The sequence below is a fragment of the Acidibrevibacterium fodinaquatile genome (assembly GCF_003352165.1).
In the GTDB taxonomy this organism is placed as follows: domain Bacteria; phylum Pseudomonadota; class Alphaproteobacteria; order Acetobacterales; family Acetobacteraceae; genus Acidibrevibacterium; species Acidibrevibacterium fodinaquatile.
Genome location: NZ_CP029176.1, coordinates 3,801,839 through 3,819,082 on the forward strand (window position 1 = coordinate 3,801,839; position 17,244 = coordinate 3,819,082).

The window sequence follows — 17,244 nt, forward strand, 5'->3', positions numbered from 1 at the left end:
CTGGCACAGCCGGCGCCGGCGAGCGCGGCGGCGTCTTCTTCTTGGGGGCTCGTTCTATGGTTGCCGTATTTGCCAAATCGCCCCCCCTTACGCCCCTGCCAGCGCCGCCTCGATATATTCATCCCAGAGCGCCGCCTCGGCAACGGCGGAAAGTCGGAGCGGGTCGGTGTTGATGCGGACGATCGGCTCGGAGAAATCGCTTTGCTCGGCGAGCGTGAGGGCGCAGGCGAGCTTGCTCCGCGCTCGCGTCTCGCGCGCAAAACGCTCGGCGAACGCGCCTTGGGTTTCGACATAAAAACTCGGGCCGAGGCGGGTTTCCGCGGCACCGCCGGGGATGGTCAAAACGAAGCCGGCATAGGCGTCAGCAAGCGCACGCACCGGAACATTGTCGCGGACATAGCGTGGCGTGCGCACCTCGGCGGTCTTGCCCTCGCGCCAGGTGCGGAGAAGATAGGTGCAAAAGCGCGGCTCCTCGAGCGGGCCGAACGGGTTGGCGATGACGAAATGCCCGAGCGGCAGGCCGATCTCGCCGCAGCGATAGCGAAACACCGCCGCCGTCAGCCCCTTTGAGAGCCCATAGGGCGAAAATGCGCGGAGCGGCGTCTCGCCGGCGCCCTCATCGGGGGCAAACACCGAACCGGTGAGGACGACGCCGCGCAGACCGCGCTCCGCCATCGTCGCGAGCACCGAGCGCAGCCCGTTGGTGTTCGCGGCGAGCGCGGCGGCGACGTCGAAATCCGGGCTGCGGTAATCGCCGACCGCGGCGGCGTGGTGGCAGAGGAGATCGAATTTTTCCCCGGCGATCAGGGCCTGAAACTTCGCGTCACCAAACGGGCATGCGGGCACCAAGCGCACCGTGCCTTCGAGCCCCGCGACCCGCGCCGCGCGCGCCCCCGCATAGCCCGCCCGCGCCCCCCGAAGCGGTGCTACAACCTCATGCCCGGCGGCGGCGAGCGCTTTCGCGAACCAGTAGCCGGTGAAGGACGAGGCGCCGGTGAGGAGAATCCTCACCGCACCCCCCGCAGCCGCGCGGTGCCGTGGAAGTCATCGTTGAAATCGGGCCAGGCGGCATCCTTGTCGGAAATCGTGGTCGGCGTGACCGGCCAGTCGATCGCAAAGCGCGGATCGTTCCAGCGCACGCCACGCTCTTCCTCGGGGCCGTAAAAGGCGCTGACGAAATAGAGCGCTTCGGCATCGTCACCCAGCGTGACAAAGCCATGCGCGCAGCCGCGCGGCACATACATCATGCGGCGGTTCTCGGCCGAAAGCTCGGCGCCGAACCAGCGGCCGAAGCTCGGGCTATCGGGGCGGAGATCGAGCACCACGTCCCAGAGCACGCCACGCACGCACCGCACCAGCTTGACCTCGGCGGCGGGCGGCAATTGGTAATGAAGGCCGCGGAGCGTGCCAGCCTCGGAGGTCAGCGAATTATTCGCCTGCACGAAGCGGGTTTCCAACCCGGCTTGCGCGAATTCGCGCTCGCAGAAGAGGCGGGCAAAAAACCCGCGCGCGTCACCGCGTTTTTCGAGTTCGATCAGACGGCAGCCCGCGACCGGGGTTTCATGGAAAATCATCGTCAGATCTCTCCTTCGCGCCAGCGCAGATCGGCGCCGAGCCTGCCTTGTTCGGTCAAATGTTCGAGAACTTTGAGGCGCATCAATGGTGAGTTGCGAAAGTCGGCGTCGGCGAAGGCGATCGCAGCGAGGCCATCGCGAAGGGCGGCGATCGAGCCGGCCAGCGTCATCGCCGGCTGATGCGCCGGGGCGAGTTCGCGAAACAGGCTGAAATCGACACGGTAGGAGCGTTGGTCGGGCGGTGCGGCGTGGTTGATCGAAACCTCCGTCCCCGGCACCGCCGCGGCGACGGCGGCGGCGAGATCGCGGACCTGAAAATTCCACGCATCCGACCCGGCATTGACCGAAAGCCGCCGCCCGCCGGCGCTCTCGTCGCGGGTCAGCGCCCAGATGATGGCGCGCGCCATGTCGTTGACATCGATCAGCGGCCGCCAGGGCGAGCCATCGGAGAGCACGCTGATGCGGCGCGCGGCAAGGGCTGCGGCAACGAAATCATTGAGCACGAGATCGAGCCGAAGCCGCGGCGAGAATCCGCACGCGGTCGCGAAGCGGAGCGACGTCGTCACCATCGCGCCGAGATCGGCCTGACGGAGCCCCTCCTCGGTTGCAATTTTCGAGCGTGCATAGGCGGTGAGCGGGTTGAGCGCATCGCCCTCGCGCCGCGGCGTCGCATCAGCAAGCCCATAGACGCTGCAGGAGGAGGCGAACACGAAATGCTTGACGCCGCGCGCTGCCGCGAGTTCGGCGAGACGGACGCTGGCGCGGTGATTGATCGCATCCGTCACTTCCTCGAAACGATTGCCCATGGGATCGTTCGAGACCGCGGCGAGATGCACAATTGCATCGACGCCGTCGAGCAGATCGCCGGGGAGATCGCGGACATCGCCGAAATGCTGGCGCTCGAGGCGATGCTCGGGGAGCGGTGCCCGCGCGGTCAGGCAATGGGCGAAAAACGCCGCATCGAAGCCGATCAGGCGTGCCTCCGGTAGCGCCCGCCGCAGATGGCCGACGAGCACCGAGCCGACATAGCCGAGATTACCGGTTATCAGAATGCGCATGGGTCACCAGATCTTCCAAGGCGCCTGGCCAGAGGCCCAAAGCCCCTCGAGCAAGCGGCGGTCACGCAGCGTATCCATCGGGTGCCAGAAGCCCTGATGGAAATGGACCGAGAGCTGCCCCTCCTCGGCCAGCCGCTCCAAGGGTTCGCGCTCCCAAACCGTATCATCGCCGGCGATATAGGCGCCGACGGCGGGGCTTGCGACGAAGAAGCCGCCATTGATCCAGCCGCCATCGCCGACCGGCTTTTCGGCAAAGCGCGTCACCCGCGCGCCCTCATGGCGAATGGCGCCGAAGCGACCGGGCGGCTGCACGGCGGTGACGGTGCAGAGCCGCCCCTCCTTGCGATGGAAATCGATCAGGCCGCGGACATCGATATTGGCGACACCGTCACCATAGGTGAGGCAGAACGCCTCGTCATCGGCGACATGCGGCAGGATGCGCCGGATGCGGCCGCCGATCTCGGTGGCCTCGCCGGTTTCAACCAGGGTGACACGCCAGGGCTCGGCCTGCGGGCGGATCACCTCGACGGCGTTGCGGCCGAGATCGACGGTGATATCAGAGCTATGGACAAAATAATTGATGAAGAATTCTTTGATTACATAGCCCTTGTAGCCAAGACAAATAATGAACTCGTTGATCCCGTGCGCCGCATAGATTTTCATGATGTGCCAAAGAATGGGACGGCCGCCGATTTCGACCATTGGCTTCGGTTTGGTTTCCGTCTCTTCAGCTAACCTGGTCCCGAGACCGCCCGCCAGAATGACTGCTTTCATTTTATGAGGTCTTTTTCCATTTTGGTGATGCCCTATTCGCAGCTCGATTTGGTTGGCGGTTAATTGCCCGCCGCCTCGACGCCTGTCTTCTAACATGGCGTGCAATCGCGGCGCCAGAGTAGGCCGAGAGTAGGCCCAGAGCAGGCACCAAAAAAGCCGCAACGCCGCGGACCATCGGCGCACGCGGCTTGCCGGCGGCGCGTGAGCCGGGTAGGGTCACGCGGTTTTTTTTTGCTGTAAAAAGACGATCCCTTTCCACGCACGCAGGGTTCCATGAGCTTCATCGCCGACCGCCTCGGCCGCATCAGCCCGAGCCAGACCATCGCCATCTCCACCAAGGCGCGCGCGCTCAAAGCCGCCGGGCGCGACATCATCAGCCTCTCCGCCGGCGAGCCCGATTTCGACACTCCGGCAAACGTCAAGGAAGCCGCCATCCGTGCGATCGCGGCCGGTGAGACGAAATATACCGATGTCGCCGGAACGCCTGCGCTCCGCGCCGCGATCGCGGCCAAATTCCGCGCCGATTCCGGGCTTGATTACAAACCGGAGGAGATCATCGTCGGCACCGGCGGCAAGCAGGTGATCTATAACGCCATGGTCGCGACGCTGAACCAAGGCGACGAGGCGATCATCCCAACCCCGTGCTGGGTGAGCTATCCCGATATCGTAGCACTCGCCGACGGCACCCCGGTCCCGGTGCCGTGCAGCCAGAATAGCGGCTTCAAGCTTCGCGCCGAAGACCTCGAGCAAGCGATCACGGCGCGGACCAAATGGTTTTTCCTCAACAGCCCCTGCAATCCGACCGGCGCCGCCTATTCGGCGGAGGAATTGCGGCCGATCTGCGAGGTGTTGCTGCGCCATCCGAACGTCTGGATCTTCACGGACGATATCTACGAAAAACTCGCCTATGACGGGTTCCGCCCCGCAACCATCGCCGCCGTCGAGCCGCGGCTCAAATCCCGCACGGTGACGATGAATGGCTGCTCGAAAGCCTATGCCATGACCGGCTGGCGCATCGGCTATGCCGGGGCGCCGCGCGAGTTGATCAAGGCGATGGACACGCTGCAGAGCCAATCCACCTCCAACCCCTCCTCGATCAGCCAGGCGGCGGCGCTGGAAGCGCTTTCTGGGCCGCAGGAGTCGATCGCGGCGATGGTCAAGGTCTATCAGGAGCGGCGCGATCTCGTCGTCGCCATGCTGAACGCAGCGCCGGGCATCTCGTGCCATAAGCCCGAAGGCGCATTTTATGTCTATCCCGCGATCCATGGCTGCCTCGGCAAGAAAACCCGCGCCGGCACCGCGATCGAAAGCGACGAGGATTTCGTCACCGCCCTCTTGGAAGAAGAAGGGGTCGCGGCGGTGCATGGCGCGGCATTCCTCTATCCCGGCTATATCCGCATCAGCTACGCGACCTCGACCGAGGCGCTGCGCGAGGCTTGCATGCGCATCCAGCGCTTCTGCCAGGGTCTTTCCTGACTTTGAGCCCGCCGCTCGCCGAGCGTCTGACCCGCGTGCCCACCGCCGCCACCGCGGCGATGACGGCGCGCGCGCGCGCCTTGCGTGAGGGCGGCGCCGATGTCATCGCGCTTTCGATCGGCGAGCCCGATTTCACAACCCCGGCACATGCGATCGCGGCGGCGGAAGCAGCGGCGCGGCGCGGCGAGACCAAATACCCGCCGCAGGACGGCACGCGGGCGCTGAAAGAGGCCATCCAGCGCAAATTCCGGCGCGACCAGGGGCTCGACTATGCGCTCGATGAAATCATGGTCGGCAATGGCGGCAAGCAGGTGATTTTCGATGCTCTGATGGCCGCCGTCGATCCCGGAGCGGAGGTCGTCATCCCGGCGCCCTACTGGGTTTCCTATGCGCTGATGGCCGAACTCGCCGGCGGGCGGGTGGTTCCGGTCTCGTGCCCGGAAAATGCCGGTTTTCATCTGCGCGCCGAGGATCTCGCGCACGCGATCACGCCGCGGACCCGGCTCCTTATTCTGAATTTTCCCAATAACCCGACCGGCGCTGCTTGCGGGCCGGAGGAGATGGCGGCGATCGGGCGGGTGTTGCTCGAACACCCCGATGTCTGGGTGCTGGCCGACGATATTTACGAGCATTTGCTCTATGACGGGTTCCGCTATGTCACGCTCGCCGCCGCTGAACCTCGGCTCCGCGAGCGGGTGGTGACGGTCTCGGGCGTCTCCAAGACCTATGCCATGACCGGCTGGCGGATCGGGTTCTGCGCCGGGCCGCGGCCCTTGATCCGCGCCATGGTCAACATGCAGGGCCAGGCGACGGCCGGCGTCTCCAGCATCGGCCAGGCGGCGGCGGCTGCCGCCCTTGACGGGCCGCAGGATTTTCTCGCGGAACAGCGCGCGACCTATCGCCGCCGCCGCGATCTTCTCCTCGATCTGCTCAGCGCGGCGCCAGGCATCACCTGTCATAAGCCCGAGGGCGCGTTCTATCTCTATCCCAACATCGCCGGCTGTATCGGCCGCCGCAGCGCAGCCGGGCGGGAGATCGCGAACGATACCGATTTCGCCCTCGCCTTGCTCGAAGAACAGCATGTCGCGGTGGTGCAGGGGGCGGCGTTCGGCATGAGCCCTTATGTCCGCGTGAGCTATGCGACCTCGGAAGCCGCGCTGGAGACGGCGGGACAGCGCATCATCCGCTTTTGTCAGGGCTTGCGCTGATCCGGGGCGAACCACCCCGCGCCGAATTGCGCATCCGCCCGGCCCAGGACGACGATGCCGCCGGGATCGCCGCGCTGGCGGCGGCGGTCGCGGCGGAATTCCCGGGTGCTACGGCCGCGGCGCGGTCAATCGCGGATTTGCGCGAAGGCGGTGTTTTCGTCGCCGTCGAAGGAGGGCAGGTGGTCGGGCTCGCCGCCATCGCGCCCTTTGACGCCGATGGCACGTTCGAGATCCGCGATCTTCTGGTCACTCCGGCAGTGCGCCGGCATGGGTTGGCGGCGCGGCTGCTCGCGGCCGCCGAAGGATGGGTGCCGGAGGCGCGGCGCCTGGTTCTGTGGTGCGACACCAGGGCGGATGCGGCGCAGCGATTTTTCGAAAAACACTCGTTCCTGCGCGAAGGCCCGATCCGTGTCGATGCCGGCCAGACCTTGGCTTTCGGCTATGCCAAGCCGGCCGCCGGCATCGCGGTCGCCAAGCTCGACGCCGCCGCCGCGTCGTCTGCCGATCGCCGTCTCGGCGATATCCTGGCCGCCTCCGCCGCCGAGGACGAGGCGGTGCCGCTCGCCTCGCCGGCCGAGGCGCGGCGCTATTGGCGCGGGGTTTCGGCCGAGGTCGCTGGCGGCCAGAGAATTCTCATCGCCGGCTGGGTCGATGGCGTGCTCGCGGGTTCGGTGCAGCTCGATATCAACACCCCGCCTTATCAGGACCATCGCGCCGAGGTGCAGCATCTGCTGATCCTGCCGGGCTATCGCGGCGGCGGCCTCGCGCAGGCCTTGATGCGGGCGGTGGAGGCGGCAGCGCGGCGGCATGGGCGGCGGCTTTTGACGTTGAACGCGATCGCCGGCAGCGCGGCGGAGGCGCTGGCGCGCGGCCTTGATTGGCGCGAAGGCGGACGTATCCCGGGGTTCAGCGTCACCGCGCGGGGCGTATCCTATGATGCTTTGTTTTTCTGGAAAGAAATATAGAGACTCTTCTTTTTCTGAAGAAAAAGAAGCAAAAAGACTTTTTTCCCGTTCCCTTAGGGCGGCAAGCCTCCTCAGAGCGGGCAGTGCCGTTGGCACTGCCCAACAGAGAAAAGTTTTTTGGTTCTTTTTTTCAAAAAAGAACGAGTCTTTCCTACGCGAAAAACCCCAAAAATGCGTCTCTTATCGCCTCCGGAGCCTCCTCGGCGAGGTAGTGGCCGCAATCGACCGGCCCGCCGCTGACTGGGCCGGCGGCAAATTCGCGCCACACCGCGAGCGCGTCATAGAGCCGCCCGACGAAATTGCGCGCGCCCCAAAGTGCCAGGAGCGGGCAGCGGATTTTCTCCCCGGCCGCGCGGCTTTCGCGGTCATGGACGAGATCGATGCTGGCGGCGGCGCGGTAATCCTCGCACATGCCGGTGATCATCGCCGGATCGCGGGCGGCGGCGAGGTAATCGGCCGCCGCCTCGGGGGTAAAAAACGCCGGCATCTGGTCGCCGCCGCGCGTCACATGGGCCTTGAACCAAAGCTCGGGGGCGACGTTGATCAGGGCTTCGGGAAACGGGTGCGGCTGCGCGAACCAGAACCAATGATAATAGCCGAGCGCGAAGCGCATGTCGGTGCGTTCGAAATGGGCGAGTGTGGGGATGATGTCGAGAACAGCGAGGCGGGTGACGCGATCGGGATAATCGAGCGCGAGACGATGAGCGACGCGGGCGCCGCGATCGTGGCTGCCGACCTGGAAGCGCTCATGCCCGAGCCCGGCCACCAGCTCGGCCATGTCGCGCGCCATTGCGCGTTTGGCGTAAGGCGTGTGATCGGCGCTTGCCGGCGGCTTGAAGCTGCCGCCATAGCCGCGGAGATCAGGGCAGATCACCTCGAACCGCGCCGCCAAGGCGGGGGCGATTTTCGACCACATCATATGGGTCTCGGGGTTGCCGTGCAGCAAAAGCAGGGGCGGACCGTCGCCACCGCGGCGGAGCCGCAGCCGCCCGCCCGAAACCTCGCGCCATTCGAGATGAAACCCGGCAAACTCCATCGCCCCCTCCCGGTTTGCGGCCCTCTCTTGCGCGAGCGCCGGACTTGGCCTGAATTCGGGGCATAGTTCGCGCCAAACCGCAAGAGGAGACGCCATGCGCCCCGTCTTCATTCGATTCGTCGTCGTCCCGCTCGCTCTCGCCGGCGCCGCGATTAGCCGCCCAGCCTCGGCGCAATACAGCGTCCCCGATGCGCAGATCAGCGATCCGATGGCGCAGTTCGATGCCGGGCTCGCCTATGAATATGGCCGTGGCGTCGCGCCGGATGACGAGAAAGCGGTGGCGTGGTTCGAGAAATCCGCGGCCCAGGGCTATGCCCCGGCGGAAACCGCGCTCGGCGTCGCCTATGCCGAGGGGCGCGGGGTCGAGGCCGATGACGCGAAAGCCGCCGCCTGGTTCGCGAAAGCGGCGGCGCAGGATGACGCCAAGGGCGAATTCAATCTCGGCGTCGCCTATGCGCATGGCCGCGGCGTCGAAGCCGATGACGCGAAAGCCGCCGCCTGGTTCGCGAAAGCGGCGGCGCATGGCGACCCGCAAGCGGAGTTCAATCTCGGCCTCGCCTATGCGCGCGGCCGTGGCGAGACGCAGGATTACGAGCAAGCGCTGGCGTGGTTCCGCAAAGCCGCCGATCAGGGCGATCTCGATGCCGCCGCCGCGCTCGGCATCGCTTATGCGCGCGGCCATGGCGTCCCCGAGGACGACGCGGCCGCCTATCAATGGTATGCGATCGCGCAATCCGGGGCAGAGGCGGGGAGCGACACCTATCGCCGCGCGACGCGGGCGCTGCACATCCTCGCCGAGCGCCTGACCGCGACGCAAATCAGCGAGGCCGAAGCGAACGCGGCGGCCTGGCGCGCGCAGCACAAAGCCGCCAGCCCGTGACGCTGGTCCGCCGGCTCAGCCTTCGACGTGGACTTTGAGTAGGAAGGTCATCGTATTTTTCGGCATTTCGTCGCTGAACGGGGCAAAGCTGGTCGCGCGCACGGTGTCGAGCGCGAGTTTGTCGATCAGGCTGATGCCGCTCGATTTATTGACCGCGACATTGTCAATGTGCCCGTCCGGGCTGAGGGTGATCGCGACCAAAGTATCGCCGGAGAGGTTGAGGGCGCTGATCGCCGAGGTGACGTGCAGATTGTTTTGCACCCGGCTGCGGAGATCGGCCGCGTATTTTTGCAGCGCCGTGAGGTTCTGGCCGGAGGAGGCGGGGGCCGAGGGTGGCGGCGGCGGCTTGTTGGGCTCTTCCTTCGCGGCCTCGGTCTTCGGTTGCGGCGGCGGCGGCGCGGCTTTCTGCGCTGTCTTGACCGGATGGGGTGGCGGGGGCTGGCGCGCGGTGATCGGCGGCGGCGGCGGCACGAAGAAGGGGCTATCCGCCTGTGGCGGCGGCGGCTGGTCGGGTGCCGGCGGTGGTGGCGCGACCTCGGCTTGCGGCTGCGGCGGCGCGTTGGGCTGGGGCGGCGTCAGCGTATCGGGCGGCGGCGGGGGGTTTGCGGCGTCAGGGGGGGTGACTTCGGGCACCGCCTGCAATTCCGGGAGCGGCGCCGGCAGGGTGACGGCGTGGACCTCCATCGGATGCGGATTGTTCGGCTCGGGCGAAACTTCCACGACCCGGGCGCCGAGCCAGACGACGATCGCAAGTTCCGAGGCCGCCGCCAGCAGCAGGGCGAGCGCGAACCGGCCGCGCCGGCCGCTATCGGGCAGGAACGGCAGCGAGGCGTAACTGCCCCATGGCCCGGCCTCGGGCAAATCCGGCAGCCGCGGCGATGTCACCTGCGCGCTCACTTATTTCCCCGCCGGCAGAGCGGGCGCGGCGGGCGCGGCGGGCGCCGATCCGGCGCCGCCCGGCTGCGTCGCAACGCCGAGGCTGGTGACGCCGGCCTTGCGCACCGCGTCCATGACATGGACGAACGCCTCGAACGGCGCCGCTTTGTCGCTCGCGATGGTGATCACGGTCTTTTCCGGATTGCCGTCATTCTTGATCATGTCGGTGAGCTGATCGAGGCTCATCGCCTGGCCCTTTACCGCGACCGAACCATCCTGCTGGACGTTCACCGTGAATTCCGGGCGCGGCAGATGGTCCGCCTCGCTCGAGGTCGGGAGCTGCAGCGTCTGCCCGGCATCGGGGATCATCTGCAAGGTCACGATGATGAAGAACACCAGGAGGAACAGCATCACGTCGATCATCGGAATGATCTCGACGCGGCCGCGCCGTTCCTCGAAATAGCGAAGCTTTCGCGCCATCGTCCGCCGCCTTACGCCGTCTGCAACGCGGGTTTGATCACGGTTTTCTGGGTCGTCTGGCCGAGCGGGACCATCGGTGCGCCATCGAGCCGGTTCATGATCATCGTCTTCAGCGAGTCGAGCTGATGCATGATCATGCGGATCTGGCTGTTGAGGCCATTGTAGGTGAGCAGGCCGAGCATCGCGATGAAGATGCCCGAGGCCGTCGCGACCAGCGCGTCGGCGACGCCGCCGGTCACCGCCGTCGGCGCTTGGCCGGGGGTCGCGAGCACCCCGAAGGCGTGGAACATGCCGAGGATGGTGCCAAACAGGCCGAGCAGCGGCGCCAGCGTGATGATGGTGTCGAGAATCCAAAGCCGCCGGTCAAATTGCGGCGCCATCAGCAGGATCGCCTCCTCGAGGCGGTTGGCGAGGGCTTCGCCTTTGGTTTTGTCGGCGTGCCGCAATGCGGTCTCGAGCAGCACCGCTTCCGGCAGCTTGCCCGCGCTCCGGCGCAGCATCTCGAGCTCCGGCTGGGTCAAAGCGCCGGTGCGCGCGACCGCGAGCACGACGCGGGTGCCACCGATCAAAGTGCGGCGGAGATACCAGAAGCGGTCGATGATCACCGCGAGTTCGACGAGCAGCAATGCCGCGAGCGCGTAGATCACGCCGTCGGAGTAGTTGGCGATGTGGATGAGATAGTCGAAATTCATGATCGTTGCCTTCGCTGCCTGCCGTGGCGAAACCGCGCCCGGGTTGCCGCGGCACCCGAACGCGGACCTGCGTTCGGGTGCTTTCTAGCCAGTCTCAAACGGCAGTTGTGTGATCGATTGGTGTCAGTTCAGTGACCGAAGAATGACAATTCGCTCGCAATGTCGTGATTATGGTCTGTGTTAGAAGCTCAAGGCGACCTGGCCGTACATCGTCATCGGGGCGCCGGGTAAGCCGAGGATGCCGGAGGCGGCGCTGGGGCCGAAATAATCGCCGGCGGAGTCGAGATATTCGTAGATGTTGAAGCGATTGTTGGTGAAGTTCAGGATCGTGAAGGAGACATCGAGCGTCTTGCCAAAGCCCGCGACCGAGAAGGGTTTTTTCACGTCGATCGAGGCATTCAAGGTCTGATAGGCGCCCATCGTCGTGTTCGTCGGGGCGGCGGTGATGTTGTTGAAGTAATATTGCGGGCCGGTGAACTGCCACCAGAAGCTCGGCTTCACCGCGGTATCGCCGACGAAATAGGTGTAATCGACGCCGAGATTGAGCGTCGTGTCCGGAACATACGGCACATGCGAGCCGTTGAAATTCGAGCCGCCGATCACGTCATAGCTGGTATAAAGGGCATTCATGATCGCGCCGTTGAAGAACGTGTGCACCGTGGAAAACGGGTTATCGTCCATCGCGATGTTGACGCCCTTGTATTCCGACGTGCCAGTCGTCGTGACTTCGGTGCCGTTGACATTGAGCGCGACGTTGGCGGTCTGGTCGGCGAGGCGGAGGTCAAAATAATTGACGTCGAGCAGGAAATTTTTCACGTAATAATCAGGGTCATTGAATTTCGCTTTCGCCCCGATCTGCCAATATTGCGCGAGTTCGAGCTTGGGCTCGGTCGCAACCGTCACCGGAAAAGCCTGGAAGTAGCCACCGCCGCCGCCGACGGACGGGGTCTGATAGGATTCCTCGTAATTGCCGTAGAGCGCGAGCCATTTGAGCGCTTGATAATTGACATTCACGCCCGGCTCGACGCCGGTCCAGCTCGCGTGTTGCGATCCGAACCCGCCCTGATCGGTGCCGGTTGCATTGGGGAATGCGCCATACTGGCCGGCGCCATTCGCGTATTGCAGCGTGTCGTCGACGAAGCGAATGCTCGGCGTGATGTGCAGCTGCGAGAAGGGATGGATATCGTCTTGGAGGAAGATCGCCGCATCGCCGCTATAAAAATTGCCGAATCGGTAATTCCCGTTGGGCGCATACTGGCTGCCATAATAAGGTGCGTTTGGGCTCCAGAACGAGTTTACGGTTTGATAGAGGCCATAGATATAATAAGCGCCGTAATCGACCGTGTTATAAGGAAGCGTGGTCGTGAACCACATCTTGTCGCCGAGCGTCCAGTTATCCGGCGTGTTCATCTCATATAACTGATTGTAATTTGGTTGGAAATTGTTGAAATCGGAATGCAGGCGCTGCTCGTCGCTATACCATGCCATGTTATGGAACGTTGTATAGTCGTCGACGTGGATATTCTGTTTCGCATAAACCGTCGCGAACTGATTTTGGTCGAATTTGGCCCAGACCTGGGGATCAAGGGCCGCGAACATGTTCGCTTTCTCGTTGTAAAGCGGCCCGGCCGCACCCGCGCCATTCACGCTGACACCCGCCATCGGGCTCACCGGGATGACATTTGGGCGATAGCCGCCGCCCTGGGCGATGTAGCCCCCGAAAGAGACGTCGCCATCACTGAAATTCTTCACGGTCTTGACGTAGAAGGCGTAGTTTTCCGCCGGACTATCGAAGCCATTCTGGGAAGTGCGGAAATCATTGCCCTCACCGATGCCGCCGGCGATCACCGTCGACCAGCCGCCGATATTGCCGGTGCGGATGTCGAAATTCAGATTGACGGTGTCATAGCTGCCATAGCTCGCAACGATATCGGCGCCCGCCTTCGCGGTCGGCTGGATCGGCGTGAACTCGATCGTGCCGCCGGTGGTGTCATACCAGCGATCCTTTGCGTCGCCAGGACCGTAGCCGACATCGATGTTCTGGATCATGCCAATCTGCGGCACCGAAGCCGAAGCCCAAAGACCGGTCGCGACATTGTTCATCGGCACGCCGTCGAAGGTCATCATCAGATTGTTGTTGCCGGTCTGGCCGCCGAAGCCGCCCCAGCCATTCGCAAGACCATCGAGCGAGACGTTGTATTTCGTCGAACCGGTGTTGCCATAGCCGACGACCTGCGCGCCCGGCGCCATGCCGATCGCCTGCGCGCCACCGCCCATCGGCCCGACCGATTGCAGTTGCTGCTGATCGAGAACCCGGGTGGTCTGGCCGGACTCAAAAAGCTGCTGCTGCGTCGGCGGCACCGTCGCGCCCGGCACCGGCGCCGCGCTGGTCCCGCCCCCGCCTGCCGCATTGACCGAGCCGGCATTCACGATACCGCTGACACCCGATGCATTCTGCGCCAGCTGCGTGTCATTATCCGACACCAATGGCAACGGCGCGGCATTGCCGCCGCCGCTACTGATCGTGCCGGTCACGACCTGCGCCAATGCCGCATGGCCGGCAAGCAGCGTGGACGCCATGAGCAACACAGAAGGCGCGCGCCGCGCCAAAGCCCGGGTGACATGCATGATCGTTTTTCCTAGTGCGCGAAGGGGTAGCGTCTGGTTCAGCGGCGGGGATTAACGGAACGTAACCCCGCGCAACGCGCACAGAATTGTGACAATGAGTTCACAAAATTGTGTTCATACCAATGAAAGAAAAGTTTCATTATAATGACGGCAAATAGACATAAATTTGTCATAAATATCATGCCGGTTTTGTGCGGCAAACGATAAAATATTTCTTTTAAGCATCGAGAAGCATGCCCGGCCCGGCCGCGCCGCCGGAAAAATCCGCGAAACCTCCGAAAAACCCTGGCAACGCCGCGCCCCGCCTGATACTGACGGCACTCTCACTCATCCCGAAGCAAAAAAGGGGAAACATCTTGAAGCCTCTTCTTTTCGGCGCGCTTTTCGCGCTCGCCGGCTTTCTCGTTCACCTCGCGCCGGCAAACGCGGCGGATATGCCCAACCATGTCGTCCGGCGCAGCATCACCATCGCCGCGCCGCCGGCGAAAGTCTGGAACATCATCCAGAATTTCGGCGATCTCACCTGGTTCAGCGCGGTGAAAACCTCGAACGCCGACAAGGGCAATGCCCCGGGCTCGGTGCGCCATCTCGACCTCGGTGGTCCGGTGCTGATCGAGCAATTGGAAAAATATAACGCTAAAAAAATGACCTATACCTACCGGATCACCGACGATCCCGGCAACGTCAAGGTCGTGCCCGTGACCCATTACCGCTCTACCATCACCGTCAAACCCGGCAAGAACGGCGGCTCCACCGTCACCTGGGTGGGGCATTTCCAGCGCGGCTCGGCCGACGCCAATCCCCCCGCCGGCATGGACGACGCCGCCGCCATCAAAGCCGTGACCGGAATCTACGAAGGCGCGCTCGCCGATCTCAAGAAAAAGGCGGAAGCGAACTGAGGAAAGCGGTTCTTTTTTGAAAAAAAGAACCAAAAAACTTTTGCCCCGAAGGCAGTGCCTATGGCACTGCCTTCTGCGGTGAGGCCGCCACCGCCAGGTCACGAATCCGCCGCGCCATCGCCGCAACACCATTGCCGCGATTGGTCGAAAGCGCCCCGATCAGCCCCCACGCCGTGAGAAAATCGGCGTTGGTGGCCAGAATCTCTTCGGGGAGCCGACCCGAATAAACCCGCAGCAAAAGCGCAACCAAGCCGGCAACGATCGCCGCATCCGACGCGCCGGCAAAATAGAGCCGGCCCGCCCGCATCACCGCCGCCAGCCAAACCTTGCTCTGGCAGCCCTGAACACGATGCGCGTCATCCTGCCAGGCGGCAGGAAAAGGCGGCAATTTGCGGCCAAGATCGATGATGTGGTGATAGCGCTCCATCCAATCATCGAACACCGCCAGCTCATCGCCGATCGCAGCGATCGCCTCGGCGGCGCTCGCTTCCTCGGGAACGAAGAAAGGGTCTTCTGGCATCGCCCGCATGTGCGAGCGATGCCGCCATCCGTCAAGCCGCCCGCCGCCTCAACGCGCCGCGAGCCCGCACAGGGCGGCGAGACGCGGCTCTCCCATGACCAGCGCCATCAGCCCCATCGCCATGCAGGCGAATGACCACGGCAGATCGAAATTGATCCAGACCCGCGCCAAGGCGCGCAACCCGATGGTGCGCCCAAGCACCGCCGCGATCGCCGAGGATGCCGCGAGCAGCGTCGCGCTCATCACCAGGGCGATGAGAAAAGCGGCCCCGAGATCATGCGTAAGACGCGTCAGCGGGTCGAGGCGAAGGCGAAAATAGACCGGCTCGCGCCAGATCAGATCAATCAGCGTCGCCAGCATCATCAAGGGTGAACCGCAATGGGTGAGCGACATCAGGAACGACCAGCGCAACGCCCGGCGCGGCGGAATGCGGGCGAGAAAACGCGGATGGCGTGGGCGCAGACATTTGAAGAGGCCGAATCCCACCATCGCCGCGCCGATCGCCGGCATCAGCGGCGCCGGATCGCGCAGGACGAGCGCGATGAGCGCCGCAACCGGCGCCAATACGACGACGATCGCGAGAAAATGGCCGAACGCATAGCGCGCGGCGACGCCAAACGGCGCCAGCGCCCGCCGCGTCTCGAGCCCGCGCGCCAGCGCCGGCAACCAACCCATCGGCGGGTTGCAGCCCTGAAACACCCCCATCGCCACCACCATCAGCCAGAGCGGGCCTGCCGGCATGTCAGGGCATCAGATCAGGCAGACGCGAAGCAGAAACTCTCGGTCGAGCAATCGCCCCCTTCGAGCCGCACCTGATGGGCGCGATAGCCGGCCGGGAAGGCGAGCAGGAAATCGCGATCAGCCGTCAGCCCGCCATCGCGTCCGGCCCGCGCCATGGCCATCTGGCCGGGCACGCCTCCCGGATAAAATTGATCATCCCAGGTGCTGTAGAGCGAATTGGTCCAATAAACCCGCTCGCCGTCGCGGCTGATCTCGATCATCTGCGGGCCGCCGTGATAGGGCGTGCCATCGGCGTAGGGGGTTCGGGCGGCAATGCCGCCGACCCGGAGCGAGCCCGCGAGTTTTGGCGCGAACGGATCAGCCACGTCATATTGCCGCAATTCCCCGGTGCCCCAGCAGGCAACGTAGAGAAAGCGGTCATCGAGTGAGAGATCGATATCGGTGACCAGGGGTGGGACGGCGCCAAAGCCTTTGAGAAGATCGGGCAATTTCGCGGGATCGGCGGGTTCTGGCGGAATAGTCGCTGTCTTGCGGGCATGAAATTGGCCACCCTCGCGCCACCATGTCCAGATCGACCCTTCAAGATTGGTGGTATCGACGACGACGCCGAGAAACCCATAATCCTTGGTCGGCTCATGCGCCGGGCGCACCTCCAACGCCATCTGGTGGTTGGCGCCGAGATCGATGGTCTGCAAATGCCGGCGGCCGCGCAAATCCCAAAAATGCAGCTTATGGCCGTATTGATTAGCAAGGAGGGCCTCCGGGACGATACCGTTTTCAAACAACGGCGGCAGGCCCCATTCGCTGGACACCAGGTAATCATGCGGCATGTTCCACCAGAAATCATAATGCGCGAACTGGTCGCCGCGCTCGATCTCCCATTGCCCGCGGAGTTCGAAGCTCTCGCAATCGAGCAGGAAAATCCCCGCCGGCCCCTCATCGCCGCGCGCCCCCTTGCCGCCGAGGGCGCTGATATAAATGCCTTCCGGGCCGCAATGGACGGTATGCGGCCGGGAATAGCCGGTTTTGTGGAGCAGTTCCGCGGGCTCGATCACCTTGACGATCCGCGCCGCCCGCGGCTCGGGCTTGGTATCGATGATATAGAGCCGCGAGGAGCGGATGCCGGGGACGATCAGATAGCGGCGCTCGGTGAACGGGTGCCCACCGGTCGGGCACAGCATGGAGCTGCAGGCATTCCAGCCGTAATGGTGCAATTCGTCGCCGATATGGGGCAACTCGACCTTGTGGACCAATTGCCGATAGGTCTTCGATCCCGGATCGAGATCGACGACACCGAGCGCATCCCCGGCGGCGCCATCGGTGCGCAAGAGCGCGACATAGCCGATGCCCTCTCGGGGCGCCGCCATCGCGAGCTTCGCCGAGGGGTAGAAGGTGGGATCGGGTCGGAAATCTCCCATGGTGCGCTGTCCTCCGATG

General features: G+C 64.3%; 17 protein-coding genes. 5 read left to right on the forward strand and 12 right to left on the reverse strand.

What is annotated here, in order from left to right; all coding sequences use genetic code 11:
* Nucleotides 1-87: 87 nt before the first annotated feature.
* The 4 genes from DEF76_RS17975 to rfbF are packed head-to-tail and all read right to left on the reverse strand — an operon-like array spanning nt 88 to nt 3,406.
* Nucleotides 88-1,011, reverse strand: coding sequence for an NAD-dependent epimerase/dehydratase family protein (locus DEF76_RS17975; protein ID WP_114913465.1), 924 nt, complete (start codon nt 1,009-1,011; stop codon nt 88-90).
* Entirely contained in the window at nt 1,008-1,574 is a 567-nt protein-coding gene (rfbC, locus tag DEF76_RS17980; protein ID WP_114913466.1) for a dTDP-4-dehydrorhamnose 3,5-epimerase, read from the reverse strand. Before rfbC ends, DEF76_RS17975 begins: the two co-directional genes overlap by 4 nt.
* Nucleotides 1,575-1,576: 2 nt before the next feature.
* Nucleotides 1,577-2,632, reverse strand: a complete 1,056-nt coding sequence (locus DEF76_RS17985) for an NAD-dependent epimerase/dehydratase family protein (protein ID WP_114913467.1) — start codon at nt 2,630-2,632, stop codon at nt 1,577-1,579.
* 3 nt (nt 2,633-2,635) lie between these two features.
* Entirely contained in the window at nt 2,636-3,406 is a 771-nt protein-coding gene (gene rfbF / locus DEF76_RS17990; RefSeq protein ID WP_114913468.1) for a glucose-1-phosphate cytidylyltransferase, read from the reverse strand.
* Nucleotides 3,407-3,679: 273 nt separating this feature from the next.
* Here rfbF and DEF76_RS17995 point away from each other — a divergent pair, with 273 nt between their 5' ends.
* Genes DEF76_RS17995 through DEF76_RS18005 form a run of 3 tightly spaced genes read left to right on the forward strand, consistent with a single transcriptional unit; the run spans nt 3,680 to nt 7,055 of the window.
* On the forward strand, nt 3,680-4,882 hold the full coding sequence (locus DEF76_RS17995; RefSeq protein WP_114913469.1) for a pyridoxal phosphate-dependent aminotransferase: 1,203 nt from the start codon (nt 3,680-3,682) through the stop codon (nt 4,880-4,882).
* A complete protein-coding gene (locus tag DEF76_RS18000) occupies nt 4,879-6,090 on the forward strand; it encodes a pyridoxal phosphate-dependent aminotransferase (protein WP_408842854.1) in 1,212 nt (403 codons plus the stop codon). The genes DEF76_RS17995 and DEF76_RS18000 overlap by 4 nt, the downstream gene beginning before the upstream one ends.
* Nucleotides 6,072-7,055, forward strand: coding sequence for a GNAT family N-acetyltransferase (locus DEF76_RS18005; protein ID WP_114913470.1), 984 nt, complete (start codon nt 6,072-6,074; stop codon nt 7,053-7,055). Before DEF76_RS18000 ends, DEF76_RS18005 begins: the two co-directional genes overlap by 19 nt.
* Nucleotides 7,056-7,206: 151 nt before the next feature.
* On the opposite strand, the gene DEF76_RS18010 is transcribed toward DEF76_RS18005, so the two are convergent.
* Nucleotides 7,207-8,091: an alpha/beta fold hydrolase gene (locus tag DEF76_RS18010; RefSeq protein WP_114913471.1), complete on the reverse strand. Its 885-nt coding sequence runs from the start codon at nt 8,089-8,091 to the stop codon at nt 7,207-7,209.
* A gap of 94 nt (nt 8,092-8,185) precedes the next feature.
* On the opposite strand from DEF76_RS18010, the gene DEF76_RS18015 reads away from it, so the two are divergent.
* Nucleotides 8,186-8,971, forward strand: a complete 786-nt coding sequence (locus DEF76_RS18015; RefSeq protein ID WP_114913472.1) for a tetratricopeptide repeat protein — start codon at nt 8,186-8,188, stop codon at nt 8,969-8,971.
* Between the two features lie 15 nt (nt 8,972-8,986).
* Here DEF76_RS18015 and DEF76_RS18020 read toward each other — a convergent pair whose 3' ends face one another.
* From DEF76_RS18020 to DEF76_RS18035, 4 genes are all read right to left on the reverse strand, one after another.
* Complete coding sequence (locus tag DEF76_RS18020; RefSeq protein WP_114913473.1) at nt 8,987-9,868, reverse strand: TonB family protein; 882 nt, start codon at nt 9,866-9,868, stop codon at nt 8,987-8,989.
* Entirely contained in the window at nt 9,869-10,327 is a 459-nt protein-coding gene (locus tag DEF76_RS18025) for an ExbD/TolR family protein (protein WP_114913474.1), read from the reverse strand.
* 11 nt (nt 10,328-10,338) lie between these two features.
* The gene (locus DEF76_RS18030) at nt 10,339-11,019 is read right to left on the reverse strand and encodes a MotA/TolQ/ExbB proton channel family protein (protein ID WP_114913475.1); all 681 of its coding nucleotides are present in this window, start codon (nt 11,017-11,019) and stop codon (nt 10,339-10,341) included.
* Between the two features lie 180 nt (nt 11,020-11,199).
* Nucleotides 11,200-13,647 (reverse strand): TonB-dependent receptor, encoded by a 2,448-nt coding sequence (locus tag DEF76_RS18035; protein ID WP_114913476.1) that lies wholly within the window; start codon nt 13,645-13,647, stop codon nt 11,200-11,202.
* 356 nt (nt 13,648-14,003) lie between these two features.
* Here DEF76_RS18035 and DEF76_RS18040 point away from each other — a divergent pair, with 356 nt between their 5' ends.
* Nucleotides 14,004-14,546: an SRPBCC family protein gene (locus tag DEF76_RS18040; protein ID WP_162800747.1), complete on the forward strand. Its 543-nt coding sequence runs from the start codon at nt 14,004-14,006 to the stop codon at nt 14,544-14,546.
* A gap of 58 nt (nt 14,547-14,604) precedes the next feature.
* On the opposite strand, the gene DEF76_RS18045 is transcribed toward DEF76_RS18040, so the two are convergent.
* Genes DEF76_RS18045 through DEF76_RS18055 form a run of 3 tightly spaced genes read right to left on the reverse strand, consistent with a single transcriptional unit; the run spans nt 14,605 to nt 17,225 of the window.
* Complete coding sequence (locus DEF76_RS18045) at nt 14,605-15,066, reverse strand: SufE family protein (protein ID WP_114913991.1); 462 nt, start codon at nt 15,064-15,066, stop codon at nt 14,605-14,607.
* A gap of 48 nt (nt 15,067-15,114) precedes the next feature.
* A complete protein-coding gene (locus DEF76_RS18050; RefSeq protein WP_114913478.1) occupies nt 15,115-15,807 on the reverse strand; it encodes a hypothetical protein in 693 nt (230 codons plus the stop codon).
* A gap of 14 nt (nt 15,808-15,821) precedes the next feature.
* Complete coding sequence (locus DEF76_RS18055) at nt 15,822-17,225, reverse strand: selenium-binding protein SBP56-related protein (protein WP_114913479.1); 1,404 nt, start codon at nt 17,223-17,225, stop codon at nt 15,822-15,824.
* Between the last annotated feature and the right edge of the window lie 19 nt (nt 17,226-17,244).

Bases quoted from the DNA above. Each gene is read 5' to 3' on its own strand.
- DEF76_RS18010 (WP_114913471.1), bottom strand. From the start codon at position 8,091: ATGGAGTTTGCCGGGTTTCATCTCGAATGGCGCGAGGTTTCGGGCGGG.
- DEF76_RS17995 (WP_114913469.1), top strand. From the start codon at position 3,680: ATGAGCTTCATCGCCGACCGCCTCGGCCGCATCAGCCCGAGCCAGACC.
- DEF76_RS18045 (WP_114913991.1), bottom strand. From the start codon at position 15,066: ATGCCAGAAGACCCTTTCTTCGTTCCCGAGGAAGCGAGCGCCGCCGAG.
- DEF76_RS17985 (WP_114913467.1), bottom strand. From the start codon at position 2,632: ATGCGCATTCTGATAACCGGTAATCTCGGCTATGTCGGCTCGGTGCTC.
- DEF76_RS18025 (WP_114913474.1), bottom strand. From the start codon at position 10,327: ATGGCGCGAAAGCTTCGCTATTTCGAGGAACGGCGCGGCCGCGTCGAG.
- rfbF (WP_114913468.1), bottom strand. From the start codon at position 3,406: ATGAAAGCAGTCATTCTGGCGGGCGGTCTCGGGACCAGGTTAGCTGAA.
- DEF76_RS18030 (WP_114913475.1), bottom strand. From the start codon at position 11,019: ATGAATTTCGACTATCTCATCCACATCGCCAACTACTCCGACGGCGTG.
- rfbC (WP_114913466.1), bottom strand. From the start codon at position 1,574: ATGATTTTCCATGAAACCCCGGTCGCGGGCTGCCGTCTGATCGAACTC.
- DEF76_RS18050 (WP_114913478.1), bottom strand. From the start codon at position 15,807: ATGCCGGCAGGCCCGCTCTGGCTGATGGTGGTGGCGATGGGGGTGTTT.
- DEF76_RS18055 (WP_114913479.1), bottom strand. From the start codon at position 17,225: ATGGGAGATTTCCGACCCGATCCCACCTTCTACCCCTCGGCGAAGCTC.
- DEF76_RS18035 (WP_114913476.1), bottom strand. From the start codon at position 13,647: ATGCATGTCACCCGGGCTTTGGCGCGGCGCGCGCCTTCTGTGTTGCTC.
- DEF76_RS18015 (WP_114913472.1), top strand. From the start codon at position 8,186: ATGCGCCCCGTCTTCATTCGATTCGTCGTCGTCCCGCTCGCTCTCGCC.